General features: G+C 41.4%; 14 protein-coding genes. 8 read left to right on the top strand and 6 right to left on the bottom strand.

All coding sequences use genetic code 11. The annotated features are described in order from the left end of the window. Positions 1 to 81: 81 nt before the first annotated feature. The 3 genes from AABK37_RS36580 to AABK37_RS36570 all read left to right on the top strand — a co-directional run bounded on the left by AABK37_RS36580 (position 82) and on the right by AABK37_RS36570 (position 1,386). Complete coding sequence (locus tag AABK37_RS36580; protein WP_432556354.1) at positions 82 to 390, top strand: hypothetical protein; 309 nt, start codon at positions 82 to 84, stop codon at positions 388 to 390. Between the two features lie 28 nt (positions 391 to 418). After that, on the top strand, positions 419 to 1,066 hold the full coding sequence (locus tag AABK37_RS36575) for a hypothetical protein (RefSeq protein ID WP_432556353.1): 648 nt from the start codon (positions 419 to 421) through the stop codon (positions 1,064 to 1,066). Between the two features lie 119 nt (positions 1,067 to 1,185). Next, positions 1,186 to 1,386 carry a hypothetical protein gene (locus AABK37_RS36570; protein WP_432556352.1) on the top strand — a complete coding sequence of 67 codons (201 nt, stop codon included), beginning with the start codon at positions 1,186 to 1,188 and terminating at the stop codon, positions 1,384 to 1,386. A 44-nt stretch (positions 1,387 to 1,430) separates the two neighbouring features. Here AABK37_RS36570 and AABK37_RS36565 read toward each other — a convergent pair whose 3' ends face one another. From AABK37_RS36565 to AABK37_RS36555, 3 genes are all read right to left on the bottom strand, one after another. Continuing rightward, positions 1,431 to 2,018: a Uma2 family endonuclease gene (locus AABK37_RS36565; RefSeq protein WP_432556351.1), complete on the bottom strand. Its 588-nt coding sequence runs from the start codon at positions 2,016 to 2,018 to the stop codon at positions 1,431 to 1,433. A 126-nt stretch (positions 2,019 to 2,144) separates the two neighbouring features. Beyond that, positions 2,145 to 2,732, bottom strand: a complete 588-nt coding sequence (locus AABK37_RS36560) for a Uma2 family endonuclease (RefSeq protein ID WP_432556350.1) — start codon at positions 2,730 to 2,732, stop codon at positions 2,145 to 2,147. Between the two features lie 116 nt (positions 2,733 to 2,848). Next, positions 2,849 to 3,436 carry a Uma2 family endonuclease gene (locus AABK37_RS36555; RefSeq protein ID WP_432556349.1) on the bottom strand — a complete coding sequence of 196 codons (588 nt, stop codon included), beginning with the start codon at positions 3,434 to 3,436 and terminating at the stop codon, positions 2,849 to 2,851. A gap of 185 nt (positions 3,437 to 3,621) precedes the next feature. Here AABK37_RS36555 and AABK37_RS36550 point away from each other — a divergent pair, with 185 nt between their 5' ends. The 3 genes from AABK37_RS36550 to AABK37_RS36540 all read left to right on the top strand — a co-directional run bounded on the left by AABK37_RS36550 (position 3,622) and on the right by AABK37_RS36540 (position 5,573). Beyond that, the gene (locus AABK37_RS36550; RefSeq protein WP_432556348.1) at positions 3,622 to 4,707 is read left to right on the top strand and encodes a hypothetical protein; all 1,086 of its coding nucleotides are present in this window, start codon (positions 3,622 to 3,624) and stop codon (positions 4,705 to 4,707) included. Positions 4,708 to 4,822: 115 nt separating this feature from the next. Continuing rightward, entirely contained in the window at positions 4,823 to 5,260 is a 438-nt protein-coding gene (locus AABK37_RS36545; RefSeq protein ID WP_432556347.1) for a hypothetical protein, read from the top strand. Positions 5,261 to 5,309: 49 nt separating this feature from the next. Then, the gene (locus AABK37_RS36540) at positions 5,310 to 5,573 is read left to right on the top strand and encodes a type II toxin-antitoxin system RelE family toxin (protein ID WP_432556346.1); all 264 of its coding nucleotides are present in this window, start codon (positions 5,310 to 5,312) and stop codon (positions 5,571 to 5,573) included. Positions 5,574 to 5,575: 2 nt separating this feature from the next. Here AABK37_RS36540 and trpE read toward each other — a convergent pair whose 3' ends face one another. Both trpE and AABK37_RS36530 read right to left on the bottom strand, forming a co-directional pair. After that, positions 5,576 to 7,102, bottom strand: coding sequence for an anthranilate synthase component I (gene trpE / locus AABK37_RS36535; RefSeq protein ID WP_432556345.1), 1,527 nt, complete (start codon positions 7,100 to 7,102; stop codon positions 5,576 to 5,578). A gap of 134 nt (positions 7,103 to 7,236) precedes the next feature. After that, positions 7,237 to 7,656 (bottom strand): photosystem I reaction center subunit II PsaD, encoded by a 420-nt coding sequence (locus AABK37_RS36530; protein WP_432556344.1) that lies wholly within the window; start codon positions 7,654 to 7,656, stop codon positions 7,237 to 7,239. Positions 7,657 to 7,805: 149 nt separating this feature from the next. Between AABK37_RS36530 and AABK37_RS36525 the strand changes: the two genes are divergently transcribed. Next, complete coding sequence (locus AABK37_RS36525; RefSeq protein WP_432556343.1) at positions 7,806 to 7,961, top strand: histidine kinase; 156 nt, start codon at positions 7,806 to 7,808, stop codon at positions 7,959 to 7,961. Here AABK37_RS36525 and AABK37_RS36520 read toward each other — a convergent pair. Beyond that, positions 7,922 to 9,961, bottom strand: a complete 2,040-nt coding sequence (locus AABK37_RS36520; protein WP_432556342.1) for a DICT sensory domain-containing protein — start codon at positions 9,959 to 9,961, stop codon at positions 7,922 to 7,924. The two genes, AABK37_RS36525 and AABK37_RS36520, sit on opposite strands and share 40 nt — an antisense overlap. Before the next feature lie 1,085 nt (positions 9,962 to 11,046). Here AABK37_RS36520 and AABK37_RS36515 point away from each other — a divergent pair. After that, positions 11,047 to 12,069 (top strand): glycosyltransferase family 4 protein, encoded by a 1,023-nt coding sequence (locus tag AABK37_RS36515; RefSeq protein ID WP_432556341.1) that lies wholly within the window; start codon positions 11,047 to 11,049, stop codon positions 12,067 to 12,069. Positions 12,070 to 12,205 lie beyond the last annotated feature (136 nt).

Raw genomic sequence — 12,205 nt, 5'->3', positions numbered from 1 at the left:
TGCACAAGATAAGAAATTTGAGAGCGTGCGTAAGTCCTATTGATAACCCAAGATAACCCACAACACAGGGTTAATATATTTTTGCCAAAGTGGGATGCTCCCTTTATCATCTCTGATGATAGCATAGCTTTACGCATCGATATTGATAGCATAGCTGCTCAAGTCGCTACTTCTTTGCAGGTAGAAAATCCTTTAGGTGTTTCTGCTAACAGCGCCAAAGCTGCTACAGTTAATTTTAGTCCGGGTTTTAAAGAAAACTTTCCCAGTCAAATTCAACAAATAAGAGATTGTCTTAAGCAGATATTAGAATCTGCACTAAAAGATAGTACCTCCATTGAGCAGTTTGTCGGCAATTTAGTTACAGATAGGACGAGCCGAATTTACTGTTAGGAATACAACTAAATCTAATTATTTAGCGTTGCGGGAGTCTTTCAACCGCGATTTTTATCAAATTTGTCACACTCTAGATAAGTTACTTGATTTTGGCAAAATTGAACCAGGATACATTAGTGGTAGTCTGTTGGTAGTGCCTATTGCTAACAACATTTTAGAAGAAACTTACCAAATGCGGTTGCTTGACATCGCAAATTATGCTAATGATGAATTATGGCAAAATATGCAGCAAATTAGCCACCGCAAATCTTACCCGGAGAGTTTGCGCTCTGCTATGAAAGATGCTATAGAGTTAGTCAAAAAGCTCAGAGATGGAGTTGAGAAAACACAGAGACTTGAACAGTTTAGCCAGCGTTTTAACCAGTATTATGCATTGCCATTATATGCATTTATTAGCGGCGAGGCTATGAGTGAATATTTTGCAAATGAACCTAATGAACCTGAAGATGAACGCTTCCGAGATATTTTAGCTGCATATATTCGCTTGCTGTATCCTGTGGGTAATATTTTGCCTATTGGTTGCAACTATCAAAATTTTCCTTTTGTTATTTTTAGAAGTTACAGTTTAGAAGAACTTAGACACAAAATTTTTACAGACAAGTATCTTTTAAGTTCTAATGAGTTAAATGTACTAAATTTAATTCTGTCTAGAGATAGTGTTTTCACACCCTAGAAGGTTATATGTGGTAGGTGACTGTGAACGAGTAAAATTTAAGCCTATAGATAGGGTTTTCCTCAATTTACTGAGTATAAGCTGAGGTGTATGAAATCATATTTATTAAGGAATAAATTATGCCAGGTGGTAATGCTAGCCATAAAGGTGTTTCTGCTAAACCGAATGTCAACGCTAATGGGTTGACAAATGCTGCTGCTGAAGGACCGCAAGAAACTCAGGGAGTTATCAGCAATGCTGACGATTCTACCAGAACCGACGAAGCAGAGGTAAATCCTGCTGCTGTTGAACGTCCGCAGACACCGGATGATGAGAAGTAGGATTTTGAGCGATCGCTTATTCTTTATTTAGGCGATCGCTTTGATTATAATATCAACGTTAAATCCAACACAAATCCAGGTAAAACATCTTCACCTGATAAAGAAGCAGGATTTTCTAATATCTCTACATCTTTAAGAGGACGATAAATTTCTACTCGCTTATTTTTCCTATCAATTAACCACCCCAATATTGCACCATTGTCAATATATTCTTGCATTTTCTCCTGCAATTCTTTGAGAGAATCAGTACGAGAACGCAACTCGATTACAAAGTCAGGACAAATCGGAGCAAAGCTTTCTTGTTGTTCGGGGGTTAAAGCATTCCACCGCTCAATTTTCACCCAAGAAGCATCAGGGGAACGTTTAGCACCATTAGGTAATGTAAAGCCAGTTGAAGAGTCAAAACCTTTGCCTAATTTAGTCTGTTTATTCCAGATTCCTAACTCAACAACGATATCAAAGTTACTATTGCCAGTCTCACTACCTGTAGGTGGCATAATTAATAATTCCCCTTCGGCTGTGTGTTCAAATCGATAATCGCGGTTGTTTTGACACAGTTGGAAATATTGCTCATCAGTTAAATCGATATTTAATTTTAGTGTAGAAGGTAAGGCAATTTGCAGTGCTTCCATAAACTTACCTAAATTCGGCGAGATGGTAAATACTTTCTATTTTAATCTTATATACTAAGGCGTTGGCTCCGCCCGCCGCAGGCATCGCTTGTTTTTTATCGAAGAGCGATCGCGCTTATAATTTACTTATAATATCGGCATTAAATTCAACACGAATCCAGGTAAAACATCTTCTCCTGATAAATAAGCAGGATTTTCTAGAATTTCTACTTCTTTACCTGGTCGATAAATTTCTACTTGCTTGTTTTTCCTATCAATTAACCAGCCTAAATTAGCACCATTGTCAATATATTCTTGCATTTTATCCTGCAATTCTTTGAGAGAATCAGTACGAGAACGCAACTCGATTACAAAGTCAGGACAAATCGGAGCAAAGCTTTCTTGTTGTTCGGGGGTCAAAGCATTCCACCGCTCAATTTTCACCCAAGAAGCATCAGGGGAACGTTTAGCACCATTAGGTAATGTAAAGCCAGTTGAAGAGTCAAAAACTTCGCCTAAATTATTCTGAGAATTCCAAATATCTAGTTGAGTCGTTATTTTAACATTACGTCTGCCAGTATCACTACCTGTAGGTGGCATAATTAATAATTCCCCTTCGGCTGTGCGTTCAAATCGATAATCGCGGTTTTTTTCACACAGTTGGAAATACTGCTCATCAGTCAAATTGATATTCAATTTTAGTGTAGAAGGTAAGGCAATTTGCAGTACTTCCATAAACTTACCTAAATTCGGCGAGATAGTAAATACTTTCTATTTTAATCTTATATACTAAGGCGTTGGCTTTGCCCGCCGCAGGCATCGCTTGTTTTTTGTTTAGGCGATCGCTTTGATTATAATATCGGCGTTAAATCCAACACAAATCCAGGTAAAACATCTTCACCTGATAAAGAAGCAGGATTTTCTAGAATTTCTACTTCTTTACCTGGTCGATAAATTTCTACTTGCTTGTTTTTCCTATCAATTAACCAGCCTAAATTAGCACCATTGTCAATATATTCTTGCATTTTTTCTTGCAATTCTTTCAGCGAATCAGTACGAGAACGCAACTCAACTACAAAATCAGGACAAATCGGAGCAAAGCTTTGCTGTTGTTCGGGTGTCAAAGCATTCCACCGCTCAATTTTTACCCAAGAAGCATCGGGAGAACGTTTAGCACCATTGGGTAGGGTGAAACCGGTTGAAGAGTCAAAAGCTTTACCAAGATTATTTTGACGACTCCAAGCTTGAAGTTGATAGGCTAGTTCAATATTACGGTTGCCAGTCTCACTACCTGTAGGTGGCATAATTAATAATTCCCCTTCGGCTGTGCTTTCAAATCGATAATCGCGGTTGTTTTGACACAGTTGGAAATATTGCTCATCAGTCAAATCGATATTCAATTTTAGTGTAGAAGGTAAGGCAATTTGCAGTGCTTCCATAAACTTACCTAAATTCGGCGAGATGGTAAATACTTTCTATTTTAATTTTATATACTAAGGCGTTGGCTCCGCACACCGCAGGCATCGCTTGTTTAGGATAAAAAGGAAAGGAGGCTGAATCAACTGTAACTTTTTGTCTATACAGACTTGAACCGCATATATCAATACGTGAGCAAGTACTCAGTTTGCTCTCTAAACTACCTTGGCGTTCTGAAGCTATAACAGTATGTATAGGGCGTTTTAAGAATGATTCATATATTGCTGAAAAATTGAAAGCTTTTATAAATGAACATAATGTCTATTCCTGGCATCGTGCAAATTCACTTTGGGCATTATATCAAGTAAGCGGAGCTAAAAGTATTACACCAATATGTCGAGCTTGGCTAGCTGATACTCAACTTGACTGGTACGCGAGAGTAATAGCTGCCAGGATATTACTGGAGGTTCCAGGACAACATGCTTACTTTATGGAATGCTTACAGCGAGAGCAAAATTTGCTTAAGAGCGATGCTGAAGAAACAGCTATTCTCCGCCAGGAATTAGCTTATGGCGCTTTTCAAAGAATTAAAACATTTAACAAGCAATTGGCATTATTTCGTCTAATTTGTCTGGATAAAAGCCCATTGCTTCAACATCTTGCTGTTTATCTTCTTCAACAGCCTGAATGTAAAGTCAGTTGGGATGATTTAAATCCGTATCACCAGCAAATTAACAAAATATCAGGTTTAATCAAAAAATTGGGTTTATCTACAGATGTACCAAAACTCTGTTTTATCTCCCAGACACTCTCAAATATGTATAGTGTTTCTTTACCAGATTGCGATCTTCGTTTATGTTATGCCAAACACTATGATAAAGCAGTTGAGCAGTTGCGTGAGTCTGTAATAAACTATCATAAATCACCCAGTTCATATGTCAGCAATTTTCATCAATTTTCGCATATTACTCTTATTGCCTTTTATGAGGTTGTCTTGTCTTCAGAAACAGGACTTTATGATACAGGATACGCAAATCTCCTTGAAAGAAAGGTTTTAAAAAACACTCTTCCACATAGTATCGCTATTTGGGAACGACTGAATTCTATGCGAAATCGTGTTGACCATCCGGTAGATAGAAAAACAAAATCACATGCCACGAAGATTACTGTTAAAGAAGTTGAATTTCTACACAAACAACTTCAGGTTGCACTTCAAGAAATGTTTGATGTTTGGTTGAATTCGCCGGCATCTGCTACTACCTTGACTGCACCAATTAGCACATCAACACTATAATTTCTTGCAAAACAATTTTTTGAGCAACAATAGTAGTGGCGAATACCTACTAGCAATAAATTTATGGCATTAGCGATCGCCCTTTCCCAAAATCTCAACTAGGCGATCGCCTGTTTTGGCTGTAGTCGCGATCGCACTCCACAACCTTTTACCCGCAAGCGCTATATTAAAGCTAAATATTCCAACTGTCTACGAGTTGGTTTCTGCAATGGAAAACACAATAAATACGATTGAAGAAAGTGACGAAAACACCGAAGCGATCGTTGCTCAAGCGATGGAAATCCAAGATAAAATCAATCAACACCTCAAACAATTATCCTTAGAACGCTTACAAGTTGTCGCTGATTTTGTAGCTTACCTAGCAGATAAAGAGAGTGAGGAAGCAACTCAAGAACTTGAGAAAATTCCTGGCTTTGTTGAATCCTTTGAAAAGGGTAAGAAAGACATTTCTGAAGGTCGCATTACACCTCTTGAGCAACTCAAAAGGAAGTATAGCGATTCCCACTCAGGTGAGGTACAAAATTATATGGCGGGTTGTAGGGGCAAAGGCTAGCCGTGCCCCTACGGGTGTACCTCATTAAACCGAGAAACGCTATATTAACTTGTATAATATCGACCTGAGCGAGGAGGCAAAGCAGTTTTTTGAGGCAGCATCAGCTAAATTACAACAACGTCTAGATCGTGGCTTTGAGCAGCTACAGCAAAATCCTCGTTTTCACCCAAACATCAAACCTCTCAAGGGAAACTATTCTGGCTACTACCGTTTTCGGGTTGGCGATTATCGGATAATCTACTCGATTGATGATGAAGCTATGCAGCTATTAGTAGATACAATTGCTCACCGCAGCGAGGTTTACGACTCATAACTTTACCGCAAACAGCGAATTGCTTCTAAAAGCCCCCGCGCTTTATTTAACGTTTCTTCATACTCCTTCTCTGGCTGGGAATCAGCTACCAAACCGGCACCAGCTTGCACGGTGACTTTACCATCATGTACTACCATTGTGCGGATAGCGATCGCACTATTTAACTGCCCTTCAAAATCGTAATATCCATACACGCCAGAATACACACCCCGCCGACACGGTTCTAACTCGTGTATAATTTCCATTGCCCTTATTTTCGGTGCGCCGCTGACTGTACCCGCTGGAAAGCAAGCCTTGAGCAAATCCCACGCACTTTTACCCGATGCCAGTTTACCCACAACATTACTGACAATGTGCATTACATGAGAGTATTTTTCTACCACCATTAATTCATCAACTCTCACGCTACCGCTTTCGCACACTCGCCCCAAATCGTTACGCCCTAAATCTACCAGCATTACGTGTTCGGCGATTTCTTTAGGGTCTTGTAGCAAATCTGCGGCTAAAGCTGCATCTTCCTGGGTTGTCTTACCTCGCGGACGGGTTCCGGCGATCGGACGGACTGTGGCGATTATATCATCTGCATCGCGTTCTGCTTTCACCATCACTTCTGGACTGGAACCGATAATTTGCCAATCATTGAAGTGAAAGTAAGACATGTAAGGCGAAGGATTAATTTGCCGCAGAGAACGATAAAGCGCAAAGGGGTCGCCAGTGTATTCTGTTGATAATCGTTGGGAAATTACTACTTGAAAAATGTCCCCCGCTTTGATATAATCTTTCGCTTTTTCAACTTGGGCGCAAAATTCATCTCGCGTGAAGTTGCTTTTATACTCCCCCACTTCCCCACTCCCCCGCTCCCCCACTCCTCTACTTCCTGGTGGTGTCCATTCTAAGATGGTATTTTGCGGCGATAAGGGTAGAGATAACTTGTGAACCATCTGGGTGACGCGATCGCACGCTTGTTGGTATGCTGCTTGTAAATCTACTTCTGAGTCACGTAAATCAGCATAAGCAACTGCCCAAATTTTTCGCTTCACCTGATCGAAAATCAACAGGTGGTCTATCTGCATCCATAACCCATCCGGGATATTTCGGTCATCTTGGGCATGAATTGGCACGCGCGGCTCAATCCAATTAATTAATTCATAGCCCCAAAAGCCAAATAAACCGCCAATTCCCGGCGGTAATTGCGGTAACTTTACTGGATGAAAAGGTTCTAAACATTTACTTAAAGCTGCAAATGGATCGCCTTCAAAGACAACTTGCGAACCATCCCGATGCGTTTGAGTCGTGCAATCTCCCCTTGCTGCCAAAATCCACAAAGGATCGCAACCCAGTAAACTATAACGTCCCAGTTTTTCCCCGCCTTCTACCGACTCCAACAAAAAGCTATAAGGCTGACCCGCACAGACTTTATACCAAGCAGATACTGGCGTATCCAGGTCTGCTACCCACTCTTGATACACCGGGACAAAATTACCTTGTTTAGCTTGCTCTTGAAATTCGGCAAAATCGGGAAAAATCATAATTTAGGGCAATGGGCATTGGGCATTGGGCAATGGGCATCGGGCAAGTGGGCATCGTCCAAGTGGGCATCGGCAACGGGAAAAACTATTACCTATTACCAATGCCCATTACCCATTACCCATTACCCTAGTTCCTATATATCGTAGCCATATTTACCGCTGAACTTAAGTTTAGCGGGGCTGGGGTTGGTGCCGATGTTGCGTGGAACATAACCGACTTTTTCACGACCTGGGTTTACCTTTTCAGGGAAGACACCATCAGCCGGGTGCAAATACTGGGTTTCGCCGTTGGGATAAATCCGGTAGATTTTGTAGTCTGTGATTTTGAATTTCCGGAGTTGACCGCCAAAAGCGATACCGTATTCTTTACGAGCCAAGTAAAGCAGATTTTCGCCTTGGCGCATGATAGCAGAGCCGCCTGTAGGCATTTCAAACACTTGCTCCTTGGGGCTAGTCCAGGTGATAGCGTACTTTTCTTCTTCGTATGCTTTTGAAAGCAAACCGCCAGTGCTGCCACCGAATATGGGAGTTTGTCCAGTTAGTGTTTCTGCCATAAAAAAAATTGTCTCTCAACGTTTTTAGGGCATCGTAACACTGCGACCTGGGTCATGTTGCGATCGCGTTATAGACTGTAACAGTTCTTTGTTAATTATTGGGCAATGGGCATTGGGCATTGGGCAATTGTTTAATGGGCAATTGTTTAATGGGCAATTGTTTAATGGGAATTAAAAAAACTCAAGAACGTAATGCGCGTTCTAATAGGATTCCTTCCATGCCCAATGCCCCATGCCCCATGCCCAATGCCCCATGCCCAATGCCCTATGCCCCATGCCCGATGCCCAATTCCTCACTTTTTTGACTGACAATCGGGATGGTAAAGTGAAACTCACTGCCTTTGTCTTTGCCCCTTGAGTCAGCCCAAATTTCACCGCCCCAACCATTGACAATTTGGCGACATATTGCTAGTCCTAAACCAGTGCCGCCAGTTGTACGTCGCAGTGCTCCCTCTTCTTGATAAAAGCGGTCAAAAACTACTTCTAGTCGATTCGGTTCAATACCGCGTCCAGTATCAGCCACAGTTACCTCAACCATCCGATCGCTGTTGCGAGTCGCCTTAATGGTAATCTGTCCTTGTGGAGGTGTAAATTTGCAAGCGTTATCGACGATTTTTGCTAGTACCTCTACTAACCAATCGCCGTCTGCTCTAATCAAAGGTAGATTTGGGGCGATTTTACTCTTGATTTTCGGCTGCTTTTCTGTCTTCGAGCGAGTGCGAAAGCGGCTAATTGCTAGTTCCACGCACTCTTCTATCGTCAAAGATTCTGGATGCCATTCTACCCGACCACTTTCTAAGTTAGAAAGTGTTAAGAAATCTTGCACCAGTTTCCGCATTCGTTCGGAGTCAGCTAGAGCCGTACTCAGCATCACTTGTTGCAATTCTAGAGGCATATCCGGTTCGCTGGCGAGGCTTTCCAAGCAGACCTGAATCGTGGATAGAGGAGTGCGGAGTTCGTGTCCGGTGATGGCTATAAGGTTGCTGCGGGTGCGGTCGAGGGCTTCTAGTTGTTGGTTGAGGTCTTCTAGGTTAGCATAAGCTTCAGCTTGGATGAGAGCCGAGCCAACTTGGGTGGCGATCGCTTTGACTAAATCCAATTCTCCAGCTTGCCACTGATGCGGAGGCAAACCGCAATAATGCAACTCGACTATGCCTAACAATCGTCCTTGAAATAATACTGGTTCCATCAGCATTGAACGAATCGCAAACTTTTTGGCGATTAAAGAAAGTTCCTTATCACTGTTAATGCGATCGTCATTGAGACTATTGACAACGCTGATACCCTCACCCTGTTGTACGATCGCCTGAAATAAAGGATTATTTCGTAAATGCCAAGTTTGCCCGACAACAGATAAAACACCAGGACTCAAAAACTCGTGTTCTATTTTCGCGCTTGCCGAAGTCGCTTGAGCGCGGTAAATTAAACACCTCGAAGCTTCTAGATGTTGTCCTAGTTCTTGCACTGCGACTTGGAGAACTTCTTGAGGATTAAGCGATCGCCTAATTGCCGTGCTAATCGAGTTGATCAAGCGCTCTTTGCGTGCTTGAGCGGCAATTGAACGATAAGCTTTGTGTAATTTGTACTGACTCGCTTGCAAGTAAGTCACCAAACGCTGCACAAACGGGTCAGTATCAATGTCACAAAAATCTAAAGGTATTTCTTCTACTTTTGAGTAGCTTGACAGCAAATCCTGAGTCACTTTTCTGTCACCCCGATGCACCCCAATACCAAATCTCTGTCGTACTTGCTCAACTTTGCTTGCCAATTCTGGTCTGTAAATTATAATTCTGTCTAATAGCAACTCGGCTGCTTTCAAGCTCACTTCTCGCTCACTAGTCCAAATCCCCTCAAATCTTCGCGCTGTCTCCATATCCAAACCGATGTTTAATTCTGGCATCGGCTTATTCTTAGTCACAGAGCCTTGGCTTTCTCGGCACACCAAGCAAGTTGCATAGTTTTGGGCAATCACCACCAAATGCCATTCGTGACTTAAAGCATCTTCTTGCTCAAAGGCGATTTTTTCATAGTATTCCGAGCTATTAGTGAAATCCGTTTCCGGTGCAGCTAACACGTATAGTTGATTGCTGCGATCGGCAAGTCGCTGATATCGATGAGCTTCTTGGCGGTAGAATCTCTCTCGTTGGAAGCTCGCAATCACTAAAGGTTCGTCTAAAGTTGCCGCCAAAACCTGATCTTCCATCGCATGGGAGAGCGCTGTTAGAGAAGCTTTGAAATATAGCTGGGGTCGAACGTGAGGTAGCGTCTGTAGCAGATCGCTCAACACAGAAGTCGAAATGCTCATGAATGTCTTTAACGAAGCCCAAGTTGGACAATATCCACGTCACAGCTGCATTGTACAAATTACAACGGACTTTCAAGTTAAGTAGATTGCAATATGTAAAGAATCCTGAATATATTTTTCAGCTTTCCCAAAAGCGCAGCGTTAGCATATCACTTAAAAGGAACGCATACGAGTTTCTTTACAAAATTCAAAGTCTTTCCTTCATAGTATATTTTTCCTCAATAATCAAATACACCACAACGAACAATGTTCTGACATTAAATGTAACGCTACTAACATGTATTGGTAGGCAATTCCAACAAGCGTGATAAATTCGATTCCCCCTAACTGCTGACTTTGGGGAGTCAGCAGTTAAATTACATAATCAACAACTTAGATGAAAAAGCTTTTCTAAGTATTATGACATCAATTAGTATAAATTTTTGTCAATAAATAATACAAAACTTAACAAACTATTTTCTTGTCGGCAATGTTTATATTAGTCACACATTAGTACATATTTGGGATGAGTAGCTTTGGTGTGCAATTATCTTTTTTTTCCACACGAAAGCTATTAAATAAAAGGTTTTATGCTTTTCTAAATATTTTAATTTGATTGTTGTAAGTTTCAAATTAAATGTATCAGCATTTACACTATACTTAATACCCTCAAGAACTCAATTACGGATAAGACATTAGTATTTATTGCACGTAATTCTTCAGTGTATTGCTAAATATAGTAATTTCAGGTAATATACTTTAGTCGAGAAAATTCCAGAATTTTTAAGTAATGTAACACAAGTAAATCTCTGCCTTTTACTCACAGCAGTTAATGCAATTACAACAGAGTAAAATCGGCTGAATCCTTGGCAAGCATAAGCCCTGGTGGGGGGAGAATGATGCCATATTAAATAAAAAAAGCACCGAAAATCATTCTCCAAAGCCTTAATTCAAAGCAGATAAAATTTACCCGATTTTCCACCATCAGGGCTTTCAACACTAAACAAACATACATGGCATATGAGCTGAAATTTCAAGAAACAATTAGTTTCTTGGATTCAAATTTATCAAGCTCGTGTGCTGAAATTTACCTGCTCAGGTGAGACATGAGAATTGCCCAAATTTCTCCTTTATGGGAGCGTGTTCCTCCCTTTCGCTACGGCGGTACAGAACTAATTGTCAAGCTAGTCACCGATGAATTAGTTCGGCGCGGTCATGAAGTTACTTTATTTGCCTCCGGTGACTCAATTACTACAGCAAAGCTGCGCTCAGTTCATCCCCAAGCTTTGCGACTCGACCCCAAAATTAAAGAGCCATCAATTTACGAGCAAATGATGCTTGCCGAAGTTTATCAACAAGCTCATCATTTCGACATTATTCACTCCCACGTAGGCTATAACTCCCTTAGTTATTGCAGTTTTGTGAAAACGCCCACCGTCCATACAATGCATGGCATTTTCACACCTGATAACGAAAAAATATTCCGAAAATTTGCTTGGCAACCTTTTATCAGCATCAGCGAGGCACAACGAGAACCCCGCTTAGGTTTAAACTACATCCATACCGTCTACAACGGCATTGACACTGCCGTTTATCCGTTTTATCCCGAACCAACCCAACCTGCATATCTTGCCTTTGTCGGGCGAATATCTCCGGAAAAAGGACCAGTCCAAGCGATTAAAATAGCGCGTGCGGTTGGCTTACCTTTGAAAATGGCTGGTAAAATTGACGTTGTAGATAAAGAGTTTTATACAGAACAAGTCGAACCGCTAATTGACGGCGAACAAATTCAGTACTTGGGTGAAATTTCCCACGAAGACAAAGTTAAACTGCTAGGTGGAGCGAGTATCACTTTGTTCCCCATCAATTGGCGAGAACCTTTTGGTTTAGTGATGATTGAGTCAATGGCGACCGGTACACCTGTAATTGGTATGGGGTTAGGTTCAGTACCAGAAGTGATTGCTCACGGCAAAACTGGTTTTGTTTGTCACTGTCTGGAAAAAATGATTGAAGTTCTTCCAGATGCGATGAAAATAGACCGTCAGACTTGTCGGGAGTATGTTGTTAGCCGCTTTAGCGTCGAGTCGATGACCGATGAGTATGAAAAAGCTTACGCGATGGTGCTTTGAAGGGGATTAGGGACTTTCTTGACAGGGAGACAAGGAGACAAGGAGACAAGGAGACAAGGAGACAAGGAGACAAGGAGACAAGGAGACAAGGAGACAAGGAGACAAGGAGACAAGGAGACAAGGAGACAAGGAGACA

Source organism: Tolypothrix sp. VBCCA 56010 (assembly GCF_050875635.1).
GTDB lineage: Bacteria > Cyanobacteriota > Cyanobacteriia > Cyanobacteriales > Nostocaceae > Hassallia.
The sequence above is the reverse complement of the archived record's forward strand: the minus strand, read 5'-3'. Positions and strand labels throughout refer to the sequence as shown.